This is a genomic window from Allohoeflea poritis, from assembly GCF_027889715.1.
In the GTDB taxonomy this organism is placed as follows: Bacteria; Pseudomonadota; Alphaproteobacteria; order Rhizobiales; family Rhizobiaceae; genus Hoeflea_A; species Hoeflea_A poritis.
The window spans coordinates 26098-42369 of the sequence record NZ_JAPJZH010000001.1; the positions used below are offsets into that span (position 1 = coordinate 26098).

The 16272-nt window shown below is 59.6% G+C and carries 14 protein-coding genes; 9 read left to right on the forward strand and 5 right to left on the reverse strand.

What is annotated here, in order from left to right; genetic code table 11:
- The first annotated feature begins 125 nt into the window (after positions 1-125).
- The 9 genes from dusB to hflX all read left to right on the forward strand — a co-directional run bounded on the left by dusB (position 126) and on the right by hflX (position 12166).
- Positions 126-1124, forward strand: coding sequence for a tRNA dihydrouridine synthase DusB (dusB, locus tag OOZ53_RS00125; RefSeq protein WP_271087245.1), 999 nt, complete (start codon positions 126-128; stop codon positions 1122-1124).
- A 5-nt stretch (positions 1125-1129) separates the two neighbouring features.
- Positions 1130-2254 (forward strand): two-component system sensor histidine kinase NtrB, encoded by a 1125-nt coding sequence (locus OOZ53_RS00130; RefSeq protein ID WP_271087825.1) that lies wholly within the window; start codon positions 1130-1132, stop codon positions 2252-2254.
- Positions 2251-3705 carry a nitrogen regulation protein NR(I) gene (ntrC, locus tag OOZ53_RS00135; protein WP_271087246.1) on the forward strand — a complete coding sequence of 485 codons (1455 nt, stop codon included), beginning with the start codon at positions 2251-2253 and terminating at the stop codon, positions 3703-3705. The genes OOZ53_RS00130 and ntrC overlap by 4 nt, the downstream gene beginning before the upstream one ends.
- Before the next feature lie 117 nt (positions 3706-3822).
- Positions 3823-6099: a sensor histidine kinase NtrY-like gene (locus OOZ53_RS00140; RefSeq protein WP_271087247.1), complete on the forward strand. Its 2277-nt coding sequence runs from the start codon at positions 3823-3825 to the stop codon at positions 6097-6099.
- On the forward strand, positions 6089-7453 hold the full coding sequence (ntrX, locus tag OOZ53_RS00145; protein ID WP_271087248.1) for a nitrogen assimilation response regulator NtrX: 1365 nt from the start codon (positions 6089-6091) through the stop codon (positions 7451-7453). The genes OOZ53_RS00140 and ntrX overlap by 11 nt, the downstream gene beginning before the upstream one ends.
- A gap of 39 nt (positions 7454-7492) precedes the next feature.
- Entirely contained in the window at positions 7493-8869 is a 1377-nt protein-coding gene (gene trkA / locus OOZ53_RS00150) for a Trk system potassium transporter TrkA (RefSeq protein ID WP_271087249.1), read from the forward strand.
- A gap of 5 nt (positions 8870-8874) precedes the next feature.
- Positions 8875-10350 (forward strand): hypothetical protein, encoded by a 1476-nt coding sequence (locus OOZ53_RS00155; RefSeq protein ID WP_271087250.1) that lies wholly within the window; start codon positions 8875-8877, stop codon positions 10348-10350.
- Between the two features lie 198 nt (positions 10351-10548).
- Positions 10549-10797 carry an RNA chaperone Hfq gene (gene hfq, locus OOZ53_RS00160; protein WP_136657327.1) on the forward strand — a complete coding sequence of 83 codons (249 nt, stop codon included), beginning with the start codon at positions 10549-10551 and terminating at the stop codon, positions 10795-10797.
- 22 nt (positions 10798-10819) lie between these two features.
- A complete protein-coding gene (gene hflX, locus OOZ53_RS00165; protein WP_271087826.1) occupies positions 10820-12166 on the forward strand; it encodes a GTPase HflX in 1347 nt (448 codons plus the stop codon).
- A 10-nt stretch (positions 12167-12176) separates the two neighbouring features.
- Here hflX and mazG read toward each other — a convergent pair whose 3' ends face one another.
- The 5 genes from mazG to OOZ53_RS00190 form a co-directional block, all read right to left on the reverse strand.
- A complete protein-coding gene (mazG, locus tag OOZ53_RS00170) occupies positions 12177-12998 on the reverse strand; it encodes a nucleoside triphosphate pyrophosphohydrolase (protein WP_271087251.1) in 822 nt (273 codons plus the stop codon).
- 173 nt (positions 12999-13171) lie between these two features.
- A complete protein-coding gene (locus OOZ53_RS00175) occupies positions 13172-14140 on the reverse strand; it encodes an alpha/beta hydrolase (RefSeq protein WP_271087252.1) in 969 nt (322 codons plus the stop codon).
- Between the two features lie 20 nt (positions 14141-14160).
- Positions 14161-14649: a YbaK/EbsC family protein gene (locus OOZ53_RS00180; protein ID WP_271087827.1), complete on the reverse strand. Its 489-nt coding sequence runs from the start codon at positions 14647-14649 to the stop codon at positions 14161-14163.
- 1 nt (position 14650) lies between these two features.
- Positions 14651-15478, reverse strand: coding sequence for an MBL fold metallo-hydrolase (locus tag OOZ53_RS00185; protein ID WP_271087253.1), 828 nt, complete (start codon positions 15476-15478; stop codon positions 14651-14653).
- Positions 15475-16266, reverse strand: a complete 792-nt coding sequence (locus tag OOZ53_RS00190; protein ID WP_271087254.1) for a TatD family hydrolase — start codon at positions 16264-16266, stop codon at positions 15475-15477. The genes OOZ53_RS00185 and OOZ53_RS00190 overlap by 4 nt, the downstream gene beginning before the upstream one ends.
- Between the last annotated feature and the right edge of the window lie 6 nt (positions 16267-16272).

Here is a 16272-nt window from a genome sequence, read left to right on the forward strand (position 1 = left end):
TGCCTGCTGTAGCCGTCCGGGACGGTTTTGGCCAGCATCCTTTCCGATGATTCTTCTTGTTTTTTGTTGTCGAATGCATAAAAACTATGCAAATATGATGAGTGCCTTTTTTTGATGCATCTGGAATGATCGAACAACCACTCAATATCGGACCGGTCGAAATCCGCAACAGGGCCATTCTGGCGCCGATGTCCGGCATCAGCGACCTTCCGTTTCGCACGCTGGCATGGCGCTACGGTGCCGGTCTTGTGGTGACCGAAATGGTTGCCAGCCGGGAACTTGTCTGCGACCGCCGCGAATCATGGTCCCGGCTGCGTGGCGAAGGCATTTCGCCACACATGGTCCAGCTTGCCGGCCGTGAGGCCCGCTGGATGGATGAGGCGGCGCGGATTGCCGAGGCGAACGGCGCGGATATCATCGACATCAATATGGGTTGCCCCGCAAAGAAGGTGACCGGCGGATATTCCGGATCGGCGCTGATGCGGGATCTCGATCACGCGGTCGGGCTGATCGAAGCGACTGTCGGGGCGGTGTCCGTTCCGGTGACCGTCAAGATGCGCCTTGGCTGGGATGAACAGTCGATCAATGCGCCGGAGCTGGCGCGGCGTGCCGAGGAGGCCGGCGTCCGGATGATTACGGTGCACGGGCGTACACGCAGCCAGTTTTACAAGGGCCGTGCCGATTGGGCTGCCATTCGCGCCGTTCGTGACGCAACTACAATTCCGCTGGTCGCCAATGGTGACGTCGAAACAAGGCAGGATGTAGAGCGCATCCTGTCGCAGAGCGGTGCCGATGCGGTCATGGTCGGCCGCGCGGCACAGGGAAGGCCATGGCTGGTCGGACAGCTCGCCGGCAACGATGCAACACCCGGAACGCGGGACGAAATCCTCGATCTGGTTCTCGAACATTACGAGATGAATTTGACCCATCATGGCGCCGATGTCGGCGTGCGGCATTTCCGCAAACATCTCGGGTGGTACCTGGCGCTCCATGCCCATGACTGTCCTGCACAGTTGAAAGCGCAGATCATGACCAGTCCGGACCAGGCAAGCGTCATACGCGATCTGCATCTGGCTTTTGATCCGATGGATCGGGATCGGCAAACGGACAGGACCGCGGCATGACAACGATGCAGGCAAAGCAAGCGGGCCTCCCCGGCGACGCAGCAGGGGTTGTCCTGGATGCCATACGGCACCCCGTCATCATGATCGACGAGAACAGCCTTGTCTCCTACGCCAATGGTGAGGCGGAATCGTTTTTCGGCGCGAGCCGCGCGCAACTCGCGCGCCGGAAACTCGATACGTACATTCCCTTCGGAAGCCCCTTGCTGGCGCTGATCGATCAGGTCCGGGAACGCCGGGCGCCGGTCAATGAGTATCGGGTCGATGTCAGCTCGCCAAAGCTCGGAAGCGAAAGGCTGGTCGATCTTTACGTGGCGCCGGTCACCGATCAGGCCGGCTCGGTCGTTGTGCTCTTCCAGGAACGCTCCATGGCCGACAAGATCGACCGCCAGTTGACGCACCGCTCGGCTGCCCGTTCGGTCACCGGCCTTGCCTCCATGCTTGCACATGAGATCAAGAACCCGCTCTCCGGCATCAGGGGCGCGTCACAATTGCTCGAGGCATCGGTGGGTGATGAGGACCGCGCCCTGACCCGACTGATCCGCGATGAGACCGACCGGATCGTATCGCTCGTTGACCGGATGGAGATCTTCTCGGATGAGCGGCCGGTCGATCGGGAGCCGGTCAATATCCACGCCGTTCTCGATCATGTAAAAGCGGTCGCTTCGGCGGGTTTTGCCAAGAAAATCAAGATTGTCGAGAATTACGATCCGTCGCTGCCGCCGGTATTCGCCAATCGCGATCAGCTTGTTCAGGTCTTTCTGAACCTGGTGAAGAATGCCAGCGAGGCCCTTGCGTCGCAGTCCAACGGCGAGATCACCCTGACAACCGCCTACCGGCCCGGAATTCGCCTGTCGATTCCGGGCGCCAGTGAGCGTGTGTCGCTGCCGCTCGAATTCTGCGTCCAGGACAATGGTCCGGGTGTTCCGGGAGATATCCTTCCGCATCTGTTCGACCCGTTCATAACGACCAAAATCAATGGGTCAGGCCTGGGCCTTGCGCTGGTCGCCAAAATCGTCGGCGACCATGGCGGCATTGTCGAATGTGACAGTCAGAACAACCGGACAATATTCCGCATTCTCATGCCAGCCTCGAAAGAAGAAAACGCAAATGCCGGAGAGACAAACAAATGAGCAAAGCGACCATACTGGTTGCCGATGACGACGCGGCGATCCGGACCGTGCTCAACCAGGCGCTGTCGCGTGCCGGTTATGATGTGCGTATCACATCGAACGCGGCGACGCTGTGGCGCTGGGTGGCGGCCGGAGACGGCGATCTGGTGATCACCGATGTGGTGATGCCCGACGAGAACGCGTTCGACCTGTTGCCGCGCATAAAGAAGGCGCGACCGGATCTGCCGGTGCTGGTCATGAGTGCACAGAACACCTTCATGACGGCCATCAAGGCGTCGGAGCGAGGTGCCTACGAGTATCTTCCGAAGCCCTTCGACCTGACGGAAATGATCGCAATCGTCGGCCGCGCATTGTCGGAGCCAAAATCGGCTTCCAGCCAGTCGGATGATGATCTCGGGGAGGGTATGCCGCTTGTCGGACGGTCGGCGGCGATGCAGGAAATCTACCGTGTGCTCGCGCGCCTCATGCAGACAGACCTGACGCTGATGATCACCGGTGAATCGGGAACCGGAAAGGAGCTGGTGGCCAGGGCGCTGCATGATTACGGCAAACGCCGAAACGGACCGTTCGTAGCCATCAATATGGCGGCCATACCGCGCGATCTGATCGAGTCGGAACTGTTCGGCCATGAAAAGGGTGCCTTTACCGGCGCGCAAACACGGTCCAGCGGCCGCTTTGAACAGGCCGAAGGCGGAACACTGTTTCTGGACGAGATCGGCGACATGCCGATGGACGCGCAAACGCGGCTGCTTCGCGTTCTGCAGCAGGGCGAATATACGACCGTGGGCGGGCGAACGCCTATCCGCACCGATGTGCGGATCGTGGCGGCGACGAACAAGGATCTCAAAACCTCCATCAACCAGGGCCTGTTCCGGGAAGACTTGTTTTACCGGCTTAATGTCGTGCCGTTGCGTCTGCCGCCATTGCGGGACCGTGCCGAGGATATTCCGGACCTGGTGCGGCATTTCAGCAGCGAGGCCGAGAAAGAGGGGCTGAGCGCCAAACGATTCGAGGCCTCCGCGCTGGACCGTCTCAAGGGGTACGCCTGGCCTGGAAATGTTCGCGAACTTGAGAATTTCGTTCGCCGTATCACGGCACTTTATCCCCAGGATGCGATCACCGCCGAGATCGTGGAATCGGAGCTGAAGAGCGAAAGCGGTGAAGAAGCAGCGAGCGCCATTGGCAATATCGATGGCAATGCCACGATAGGTCAGGCTGTCGAAGACAATATGCGGCGCTATTTCTCCCAATTCGGCTCGGACTTGCCGCCACCGGGTCTCTATCACCGGGTTCTGGAGGAAGTCGAGCATCCGCTGGTCCTTGCGGCCCTGACGGCAACACACGGAAATCAAATAAAAGCAGCCGAGTTACTTGGTCTGAACAGGAATACTCTGCGCAAGAAAATACGAGAACTTGGCGTTTCTGTTTACCGTTCTCCAAGAAGTGCTTGAATAAGCGCTTGACCAACGCATAGGGCAGTTGCATTTTCGCCACAAAGCGTTGCAACAAGGCAACGCTGTGGCAAGTCCTGTCATAGAGAATTCGCGTTAGGAACCGCTGGGGACCCGATGACAATCGGCAGCACAATCTCCTCCGCGGACGGGTCATCATCCCCGCCGCCCGCCACAAAGGCTGATCGACGCAGATTGCTGGCTCTTCCGGGAGTCATCATCGTCGCAGGCGCGCTGGTCTGCGCGATCGTTTCCTTTGTGATTCTCATGGGACTGACGCCGATCGCGCCGCGCAACGAGGTGGTGCTGACGGCCGTCATTGTCAATCTGGTATTTGTGCTTGCGCTTATCGGCCTGATTGTGCGCGAAGTCGCCAATATCCTTGCGGCGCGCCGACGCGGCAGGGCCGCCTCGCGGCTCCATGTGCGCATCATCGGTCTCTTCAGCGTTGTCGCCATTCTGCCGGCGATCCTGGTCGCCATCGTCGCCAGCATAACGCTGGATATCGGTCTGGACCGCTGGTTTTCCCTGCGCACCAAGGAGATCGTCAATTCGTCGCTCAGCGTTGCCCAGGCCTATGTGAATGAAAACGCCCGGTACCTGCAGGGCCAGACTGTATCGATGGCCAATGATCTCGATTCGGCACGAACGCTCTACAGCCTCGACCGGACCGGCTTCAACGTGCTTGTCACCCGACAGGCGATCGGGCGCGGGCTTCTGGCCGCGAGCGTTGTGCGGGAAAACGGCACCGTCATCGTCAAGGCCGACATCAAGACGGACAATCCATTGCCGAGTGTTCCGACGGGCGCTCTTGCGGCAGCGGCGCGTGGTGAAGCCGCGCTCATTCCACCCGGATCGACCAATCTGGTTGGTGCCGTGATCAAGCTGCAGAATATTCCGGATGCGTTTTTGTACACGATCCGCGCCGTCGATCCGAACGTCATCCGTTCCATGCGTCTGATGGAGGAAAACACGGAGGAATACCGCGCGCTGGAGGAAGACCGGGGGCCGATCCAGCTTGCTTTCGCCATTCTGTATCTGGGCTTCGCGCTGATCGTTCTGCTTTCCGCCATCTGGACCGCGATCGCGGTTGCCGACCGCATTGTCCGCCCGATCCGGCAGTTGATCGGAGCCGCCGATGATGTCGCCACGGGCAATCTTGAAGTGAGTGTGCCGGTCAAGGCATCGGACGGGGATGTTGGTAATTTATCCAAAACTTTCAATAAAATGATCGAGGAACTTCGCGTTCAGCGTGATGAAATCATCTCCGCCAGGGACGAAATGGACGAGCGGCGCCGATTCACTGAAGCCGTGCTGTCCGGGGTGACCGCCGGCGTGATCGGCGTGCATGACGACGGCTACATATCCATCGCGAACCGTTCGGCAGAAATCATGCTCGGGGTAGAGCCTAGCGGATTGGTCGGCAAGCAATTGTCGGATGTCGCCCCGGAAGTGGCCCCGGTGCTCGCCAGCGCGGCAATATGGCACCGCCAGGAGTACCGCAGCCAGGTCACGGTCATGCGTAACGGTTCGGAACGCACGCTCAACGTCCAGGCAACGCAGGAGGGACCGCATCGCGGTCTGGAATCCTATGTCGTTACGCTCGACGACATAACCGATCTCGTGATTGCGCAAAGATCGACAGCCTGGGCCGAAGTGGCGCGGCGGATCGCCCATGAGATCAAGAACCCGCTGACGCCGATCCAGTTGTCGGCCGAGCGCATCAAGCGGCGCTATGGAAGGCAGATCGCAGATGACGACCGGGACGTGTTTGATCAGTGCACAGACACGATCGTCCGTCAGGTCGAGGATATTGGCCGGATGGTCGACGAGTTCTCGGCTTTTGCCCGCATGCCGAAGCCGGCAAAGGAAAAGCACGACCTGCGCGAGATACTGAAAGACGCGATCTTCCTTCGCGAAATGAGTCGCAATGACATCGAATTTGAACGCCAACTTGGCGATGAACCGCTGACGGGATTTTTCGATTCGCGCATGCTTGGACAGGCATTCGGCAACCTGATCAAGAACGCCACGGAGGCGATTGATGCCGTCGGAGCCGACCAGGAACGGCAGGGACACAAGATCCTTGTGCGTGCGATGCATGTCGGTGACCAGTCGATCCAGGTCGATGTCATCGACAACGGTAAGGGACTCCCGGTGGAAAACCGCAACCGCATATTCGAACCGTATATGACCATGCGGGAAAAGGGCACCGGCCTCGGTTTGGCCATTGTGAAGAAGATTATCGATGAACATGGCGGGGTGCTGGAGCTGCATGACGCGCCAGTGGAATTCGATCCGGGCGGCGGTGCGATGATCAGCGTCATCCTGCCGGCTGACTCCGAAAAAAGCGGCTCAATTACGATGGGAGAAGTAAAGGCAGATGGCGTCTGACATACTTGTTGTCGATGACGAGGAGGATATCCGGGAGCTTGTGTCGGGTATTCTGTCCGATGAGGGGCATGAGGCGCGCACCGCTGGCGACAGCGACAGCGCGCTGCGGGCCATAGCCGAACGTGTTCCGCGTCTCGTTTTTCTGGATATATGGCTGCAGGGGAGCCGTCTTGACGGTCTCGCGCTGCTGGACGAGATCAAGGCGCGGCACCCGCATCTGCCGGTGGTCATGATCTCGGGCCACGGAAACATCGAAACGGCGGTGTCGGCGATACGGCGCGGCGCCTACGATTTCATTGAAAAGCCCTTCAAGGCTGACCGGCTTGTTCTGGTCGCCGAACGGGCGCTCGAAACGTCCAATCTGAAACGGGAGGTCGACGAGCTGAAACGCCGTTCCGGCGATCCGGTCGATTTGACCGGGACATCCGTCGCAATATCACAGTTGCGGCAGCTTATCGAAAAGGTGTCGCCGACGAACAGCCGCGTGATGATCCTCGGCCCGTCCGGTTCCGGCAAGGAACTCGTGGCACGGCTGATCCATCGGCATTCGACACGCAAGGACGGTCCGTTCGTTGCGCTCAATGCCGCCGCGATCACGCCTGAGCGCATGGAAATTGCGCTGTTCGGCACGGAAACCGCAAACGGTCAGGAGCGCAAGGTCGGCGCCCTGGAAGAGGCGCATGGCGGCATACTTTATCTGGATGAGATCGCCGATATGCCGAAGGGCACGCAAAACAAGATCCTGCGGGTTCTGGTCGATCAGCAGTTCGAACGGGTCGGCGGCTCGAAACGGGTAAGCGTCGACATCCGGGTCGTATCCTCGACCTCGCGCAATCTCGAGCATCTGATCGGGGAGGGCAATTTCCGCGAGGACCTCTATCACCGGCTTGCGGTGGTGCCGGTGCGCGTGCCTTCGCTGGCGGAACGGCGCGAAGACATACCGTTTCTGGTCGACCAGTTCATGAAGCAGATCAGCGAGCAAGTCGGCATTAAGGTCCGTCCCATCAGCGACGATGCCATGGCCGTGCTTCAGGCGCATGACTGGCCGGGCAATATCCGGCAGCTTCGAAACAATATCGAGCGGCTGATGATCCTGACACGCAACGATGGCGGCGGCGGGGCAATCACGGCCGATATGCTGCCGAAGGAAATCGGTGAAATGCTGCCGAATGTTTCCGGCGAGGACGAAAACCACGTGATGACGTTGCCATTGCGCGAGGCGCGGGAGCTTTTCGAGCGCGAATATCTCGTCGCGCAGATCAACCGGTTCGGCGGCAATATATCGAAAACGGCGGAATTCGTCGGGATGGAACGGTCCGCTTTGCATAGAAAGCTGAAAACGCTTGGTCTATAAGATTCGCAAGGGACGAATACTTACCAAGGACCGAACGGCATGAAGGTCATCATCTGCGGGGCAGGGCGGGTCGGTTACGGCATCGCCGAGCGCCTTTCCACAGAAGACAATGATGTTTCGGTTATCGATACCTCGCCGCCCCTGATTCACGCCATTCGCGAGTCGCTGGATGTGCGCGGCTATGTGGGTCATGGCGCGCATCCGGAAGTGTTGGCGCAGGCCGGCGCTGACCAGGCTGACATGATCATCGCCGTCACCCTCTACGATGAAATCAACATGGTGGCCTGTCAGGTGGCGCATTCCTTGTTCAATGTGCCGACCAAGATCGCCCGCATCCGGGCGCAGAGCTATCTCGCCTCGCACTATTCTGACCTGTTTTCGCGCGAGCACATGCCGATCGACGTCATCATCTCGCCGGAGATCGAGGTCGGGCAGATGGTGCTGCGGCGGATTGCGCTCCCCGGAGCCAATGACGCCGTGCGGTTCTCGGACGATTCAATCACCATGGTTGCGATCGAGTGCCTGGAAGACTGTCCGGTGGTGAACACTCCGCTCGAACAGCTCAGCGATCTGTTCCCGGACCTTACCGCGACGGTGGTCGGCGTCTGGCGTGACGGCAATCTGATTGTGCCGCACTCGTCCGATCAATTGATCACCGGAGATCTGGCATTCGTCATATGCGACCGCAACCATGTTCGGCGTACCCTCGGCCTGTTCGGCCATGAGGAGCCAGAAGCGACCCGTATCGTCATTTCAGGCGGCGGCAATATCGGTTACTTCGTCGCCAAGACCATCGAGGAGCGGCAGCCGCGCACCAAGGTCAAGATTATCGAGTACGATCGCGACAGGGCCGTCACCATCGCCGATGAACTCAGCCGCACCGTCGTGCTCAACGGCTCTTCGCTGGATCAGCAGATTCTTGTGGAGGCGGACATTCAGGACGCAGACCTGATGGTCGCGCTGACCAATGACGACCAGGTCAATATTCTTTCCAGCGTCATGGCCAAACGGCTGGGCTGCAAGGCGAACCTGACGCTCATCAACAGCCCCGCGTTTCTGGATTTCACCAAGACCCTCGGTATCGACGCTTCGGTCAATCCGCGGGCGGTGACGATTTCCCGTATTCTGCAGCATGTGCGGCGTGGACGCATCCTTGCGGTGCACAGTGTTCAGCAGGGCGCGGCCGAGGTCATCGAGGCCGAAGCACTGGAGACCTCGCCGATTGTCGGCACGGAGCTGAGGGATCTCGATCTGCCGCACGGCATCCGGCTGGGCGCGCTGTATCGCGACGGAACCGTCATGCGTCCGGACGGCGACAGCAAGATCAAGACCGGCGACCGTGTCGTGCTGCTTGCAAAGGCGGATTCCGTGCGTCACGTCGAGCAATTGTTCCGCGTCAGCCTGGAATTCTTTTAGTCGCCATGGCGGGGGCGCTGTTCCTGATAACAATGGCGGTTTCCGGACTGCTTGCACTGCTGGTACCGGCAATCCTCGTGGCCGCGGCGCATTCGGAAGTCGCCCTGGCGACCGATATGCTGCTTTTATTTGCCGTGGGCAGCTTTGTGGCCGTTGCCGTCATCACGGCGCTGTCTGGCAGGGTTAAGAAGACGGAACGCGCCTTTACCTATCTGGCGCTGGTCGGCGTGTGGGCCGTGACGCCGCTGATCGGCGGCTTGTTCTACGTTGTCCTTGCGGAACTTCCTTTCCTGCCGGCCTGGTTCGAGGCCGTTGGCGCGCTAACGACATCCGGCGCATCTGTCATCATCCGGGAGAACGCACCGGCCGGTCTTTTGTTCTGGCGCAGCTCCACGGAATGGTATGGCGGATTTCTGGCGCTTGCCTCGATTGTCCACGTGCTGGCCCCGGCTGGCTTCGGCGGGTTGCAGACCACGGGAAGCCGCATGTTGAGCGCCAGTCCCGATCACGGGCTGTTCCGGCTGGAAACCTACAGCGCGCTGGCGCTTCAATACGCGCTGATCACGGGGTTGGTTTTCTTCGGATTGATGGTGTTCGGCGTTACGCCGCTGAACGCAATGATGCTGAGCATGATTTCCGCTGCGACGGGCGGGTTCCTGCCCTTTGCCGGACCTCTTGAAGAGAATATCGGCCGGGGAGCGGCGATGATCATGGCACTTGGCCTGTGTCTGGGGACGATGAGCGTCTTCTGGCGCCGCAACATCTTGCGAAGACCTGCGCGGATATTCCAGAACAATCTGGAGGCGGTTATCGTCGTCGGCGTTATTGTAGCGCTTTCGGTTGCCTATGCGGCACGGATCCTGGAGGTTTCCGGCGGGAGCATCCGCGAAGGCCTGCTTGCGGCGCTGCAAGAGGGTTTCTTCACCGCGTCTTCGCTGATTGCAACGAGCGGAATCGAGACGCGTCCGGGCGTTATCGCACTGCTGCCCGGTATCGTGGTGCTGGCAATCATCTTTGTCGGGGCGGGGGTCTATTCGACATCCGGCGGCGTGAAGGTTTTCCGTATCGGCGCCATGTGGGTCTATACAATCGCCGAGCTCAACCGGCTGATCTATCCCAACAGCGTCGACCGTCACCGTTTCGGTGATCTTCTGATCGACCGCCGATCGATGCAGGCCATCTGGACCTATTTCATCATCGCGGTGCTGGTCGTCGGCACGGGCGCCATGCTGCTCGCGCTGACCGCTACCGGTTTCGAGGCCGCAATTGTCATGTCTGTCTCTTTCTTCTCAAACGCCAGCCCGGTCTATGATGCGCTGAGGCCGCTTGCGAGCGATGCGACGCTGCATGACTGGCCGACATTTCAGGCGCTGCCGCATGAGGTGACTTATGTGATTTCAATCCTGCTTATGACCATCGGCCGATTGGAGGTGCTTGTCATATTTGCGGTTCTGAATGTGCGCTACTGGTACAACCGATAGAGGGGCGGGTTACGTATGTTCAACCATAGCGGAACGCGGACCGTTTTTAAGATTGCGGATTAGTTGTTGATTTGATAACCAACAAAGTGGTGTGTACTCGGAAGACAGCTTGCTGCTATGAAAATCTAGCCCCGCAATGGAGTTCAGGTACAGCCGTACAAGAAGAAAAAACCGGTAAGGACAAGGAAAACTGGCGCGATGGCGGAGCGTTCTCAGAATCTGCAGGACCAATTTCTCAATACTGTCAGAAAACAAAAGGTACCGCTTACGATATTCCTTATCAACGGTGTCAAACTGACGGGCGTGGTCACATCTTTTGACAATTTCTGTGTTCTGCTGCGCCGTGATGGCCACTCGCAGCTTGTCTACAAGCACGCGATTTCGACGATAATGCCAGGCCAGCCTATACAGATGTTTGAAGGCGAAGAAGCGAGCCGTGAAGGCTGATCAAAGCAGACACGAAGCCGGCATAGGAAACAACCAGACGGACACGGACGGGCGAGGGGACGCAACCCGCGTGCTTGTCATCGTGCCGGTTTTGAAATCCGCCACATCCGCATCCTCCGGCGATCAGGCCGCACGTCTGTCGAGGCCCGGTGAAACGCGGCTGGCTGAAGCCGTCGGCTTGGCCGAGGCGATCGAGCTCGAGGTCGTGCATGCCGACACCGTGTTGCTGAACGCGGTGCGGCCGGCGACACTGATCGGTTCCGGCAAGGTCGACGAGATTGCCGGGCTCGTGGTCAGTCTCGATGCCGGTCTTGTCATTGTCGACCACCCGCTCTCGCCAGTGCAGCAGCGCAACCTGGAAAAGGCTTGGAAAGCCAAGGTCATCGACCGAACCGGCCTAATTCTTGAAATCTTCGGACGGCGTGCCTCCACGAAGGAAGGTGTGCTGCAAGTTCAGCTTGCCCATCTGAATTACCAGAAAGGCCGGCTTGTGCGCAGCTGGACCCACCTCGAGCGCCAGCGCGGCGGCGCCGGCTTCATGGGCGGCCCCGGCGAAACGCAGATCGAGGCCGACCGCCGCATACTCCAGGACAAGATCGTGCGGCTTGAACGCGAGCTGGAGCAGGTGAGGCGGACCCGGCATCTGCACCGCGCCAAGCGGAAGAAGGTGCCGCATCCGGTCGTCGCCCTCGTCGGTTATACGAATGCCGGCAAATCAACCCTGTTCAACAAGATCACCGGCGCCGATGTCCTTGCCGAGGACATGCTGTTCGCAACGCTCGATCCGACGCTGCGTCGCATGACGCTGCCGCACGGACGCATGGTGATCCTGTCCGATACGGTCGGCTTCATCTCCGACCTGCCCACGCATCTTGTGGCGGCCTTCAGGGCAACGCTGGAGGAGGTTCTGGAAGCGGATCTGATCCTGCATGTGCGCGACATGTCCGATCCGGACAACCAGGCGCATTGTGCGGATGTGCTGCGCATCCTCGATGAACTTGGAGTCAATACGCCGGGTTCGCGATCCACGGAGATCATCGAGGTGTGGAACAAGATCGATCTTCTTCCGACAGAATCGGCCCAGGACATGACCGGCAAATCCGCCGCCTCGGACCACGTCGCGGCCGTTTCGGCGATGACGGGCGAGGGGATCGATGGCCTGCTCGCGCTGATCGAGGAAACACTGTCCGGTACGCTGTTAAGCGAGACCGTGGTGTTGCGTCCGCGCGAACTGTCGCACATGGCGTGGCTTTACGATCACGCCAGTGTCCTTGACCGGCAGGACCGGGAAGACGGCAGCGTGGCATTGGACCTTGAGATCACCCAGCACGAAATGGCGGAATTCGAACGTCGCAGGATTGCCGGTTGAGGGGCAGGACTCAATCGTGAGCCTTTGCCTCGCCCCATAACGCTTCCATGCGTTCAAGCGTAGCACCCTCAAGATCTTCACCGGCCTCGGCAAGACCCTTTTCGATGTAGGAAAAGCGCCGCCGGAATTTCGCGTTGGTTGCGCGCAGCGCCATTTCCGGATCGACATCGACATGGCGTCCGAGATTGACCAGCGCGAAAACAAGGTCGCCGAACTCGTCGCTGACCTTGTCCCGTTCACCTTTCGCCAGGGCGGTTCTCAACTCGGCGATTTCTTCTTCGATCTTGTCGAGTACAGGCGCTGCCTCGCTCCAGTCGAAGCCGACCCTGGCGGCCTTGTGCTGCAGCTTGATCGCTTCGGAGAGCGCGGGCAGGGCACGCGGCACGCTGCCCAGCAGGCCGGCCGCCTCGCCCTCTTCCTTACCGCTCTGGCGGCGCCGTTCGGCGCGCTCTTCTTTTTCGGCGGCCTTGATCTCTTCCCATTGGACCTTGACGCCGTCCGGCGTGTCGGCGGCCGAGACCGCGAAGACGTGCGGGTGACGCCGGATCATCTTGCGCGTGATGGCCTGGACAACATCGCCGAAATCGAACGCCTTGCGCTCCTCGGCCATGCGCGCGTGAAAAACGACCTGCAACAGCAGATCGCCGAGTTCGTCGCACAGATCGTCGAGGTCGCCGCGTTCGATTGCGTCGGCCACTTCGTAGGCTTCCTCGATCGTGTAAGGCTTGATCGACTGGAAATCCTGCTCGACGTCCCAGGGGCAGCCGGTTTCCGGATCGCGTAGCGCGGCCATGATTTCGATCAGACGGGAGATATTGCGTGATGGTTCCATGGCGGCATCTTTAACGGAACGGTCCGGGCAAGGACAGCGGTAAGCGGGAAGTGACTGACAATCCACAGACGCGGAGCGGTCATTGCGTGTGGTTCGCTCGGATGCACCAACAAAGATCGCATAAGATAGATTATGGAACTAATTGATATAGGCTGATACTGTGATTTGCGGGCCTAGTGCTGCGCGAGCCAGTCGCCAAGACGCTGCATGACGCCTTCGTCGAGCACGATGCCGAAATGATCGAGGCCGTCGATCACCTGGACCTGTTTGTCCAGTCTGCTGAACAACGGCACAAAGGCTTCGGCGTTCAGCGCTTCGTCATCGCTTCCCACAAAGACGATGGATTCGCCAGGCAGTCCTGCGACGTCTTTTTCAAAGTCGCGGTTGAGCGCAAAATTCGTCATCAGCCGCCAGGAATATCCAAGCGTCTCGGTGCCGTCGCGATATGGTTCCGGCAGATTGAAGCGGATCGTCTCGAGACCGTCGAGCGCGTGGATGCCGACAGTGTTCAGCATCGACAGTCCTATGATTCGCGGCAGCGAAATGTGCGCCCAGCCGGAATCGGTTTCCGGTATTGTCGGCGCGTCGGGTCCGAGAAACGGTGCAAGACCGAAGAAGCAATAAATCAGCGAACCGTATTCGCCGGATGCGTAGCGCATGGCAAGCGCGCCGCCGGATGAATGACCGCCGATACAGATCCGGGCGTCGGGATTTTCCTGAAGGATCAGCGCCGCCACTTCGTCGATATCGTCCTCGAGCTGGCCGATATAGTCAATGTCGCCGCGTCTGTTGCCGGAGCCGAGATGACCGCGCACATTCGGCACATAGACATCCCCAATGCCAGTTGACGCCAGATAGTCGGCGAGAGGCGCCAGATAGGCGCCATGGTAGCCGGATCCGTGCAGGAGGATCACCTTCAGATTGCTGTCCGACGGATAATGCGCGAAGGAAAGCGCCTGCCCGTCTCGCGTTTCGAAGGTCTGCAACGGCGTCGGCTCGACGGTATTATCGGATGAAATCAGCCGTTCGAAATTCAGGCTGCCGGCACTGCCAACTTCCGGTCTTATCAGTGTAAGCGAAAGCGCCACCGCCAGGTAGATGACCGGAATTGCAAGTATAGGCAGCCAGAATTTCCAATGCATGGCGAGAGCGTCCCGGGCGGCTACGGTATTACAGTGATGATCTCAGCATCAATTGCCGCGACCAGCGCCTTGGGGTCGACACTGAAGACACTGTCCGGACGGCCGGCGGCCGCCCATACGGTGTCATGGCCCAGCAACGTCCTGTCGACGCAGGTTCTGATCGGTTTGATATGGCCTATGGGCGCTACACCGCCGATGGCGAAACCGGTCTCGTTGCGGACCTTGCGCGTGTCGCACCGTTGCAGTTTCAAACCGTAGCTCCCGGACAGATGATCGAGATCAGCATTATTATTACCAGCAACAAGTAATAATATGAGATTTCCGTCTGCCGCGTTGTCGAAGATCAAGGATTTGACGATCTGGCTGACGTCGCACCCGCATGCGTCGGCGGCTTCCTGTGCCGTGCGTGTCGACTGGTCCATGCGCTTGATCTCGATGTCGAGACCCAGCTCCCCGGCGCTGTCGCGAACGCGGTCCATGCTTGAACGTTTGGGTGTGTCGCCGGCCATGTCAGTCACGGGCAATCTCCATTGTCTGCTCAAGGATCATCATATCATGGGCCGGGACAACATGATCCGGCGTTTCCCGCGCAACGGTGTCGTAGTCGAGCGGAATATGCATGTGGGTGAGCACCGCCTTCTTCGGTTTCAGCCGTTCGATCCATTCAAGTGCTTCGCTGAGGGACAGATGGCTTGGATGGCGCTTGTACTGCAAGGCGTCGATGATCAGCACCTTGAGGCCCTGAAGCTTTGGCACCGTGGTATCCGGGAAGCCGCTTACGTCGCTGCAATAGGCCAGATCGCCGATGCGGAAACCCAGGGACGTCGAGTCGCCATGAATCTGTTCGAACGGGAGCAGGGAGATCGGTCCCCCCTCCCCGTCAATGACGACCGGATCGTTGGTGTCGCCGATGAGATAGCCGTCGACAATAGGCGGATAATTGCTGCCCTGCGGTGTTTCGAAACAGTAGTCGAAGCCCTCCCGCAGGCGCTGCATGGTCTGCTTGTCGGCGTATACCGGCATGCGTTTGCGCTGCGCGAAGACGTAACTGCGCAGATCGTCGATGCCATGGATGTGATCGGCATGGGGATGCGAATAGACCACGGCGTCGAGCCGTTTGGCCCCCGCAGCGATCATCTGGGTGCGGAAATCCGGGCCGGTGTCAATGACAACGCTCGTTGTTTCCCCATTGGCTATGGTCTGTTCGATCAGCAATGAGGCCCGAAGGCGTCTGTTCTTCGGGTTTGTTGGATCGCAGGCACCCCAGTCGCCCGTTATGCGCGGCACGCCGGGCGATGAACCGCAGCCCAGAATGGTGAAACGCTGTGTGACAATCATGCGCCGTTTTCCGGCTTCGGTGCCTTGGAAAAGAGCCGAAAGAAATTCTCGGTTGTCTGCTGCCAAAGTGCATCGACGGATATGCCCAGCGTATCGGCGAGAACCTGCGCCGTGTGGACGACATAGGCGGGTTCGTTGCGCTGTCCGCGATGCGGCGGCGGCGCCAGATAAGGGGCATCGGTTTCGACCAACAGCCGTTCAACGGGAAGGTCTTTCGCGATGTCGCGCAGTGCGTCGGAGCGCTTGAAGGTCAGAATGCCGGAAAAGGAAACATAACCGCCAAGTGCGATCCCGGTCCGTGCCAGTTCCGCGCCGGATGAAAAACAGTGCAGGACGAAGGGAAAGGCGCCCTTTGCGCTTTCCTCTTCCAGAATCGCAGCCATATCGTCGTCGGCATCGCGTGCGTGAATGACCAGCGGAAGCCGGGTCTCGCGTGCGGCGGCGATGTGGTTGCGCAATCCGGTCGCCTGCGCGTCCCGCGGCGCGTTGTCGTAATAATAGTCCAGACCGGCCTCGCCGATTGCCACGACCTTCGGATGCTGGCTCAGGCGCACAAGATCGTCTGGCGTCACATCCAGTTCCTCGTCGGCATTGTGCGGGTGCGTGCCGACCGAGCAATAGACGTTCTCATAGGTCTCTGCGATTTCCCGGATACGGTCGAACCTGGCGACCCGCGTGCAGATCGTGACCATGCGCCCGACCCCGGCTGCCTCCGCCCGCGCAACGATTGCGTCGCGCTCGGCATCGAAGTCCGGAAAATCGAGATGGCAGTGGCTGTCGACGAGCATGGTCCG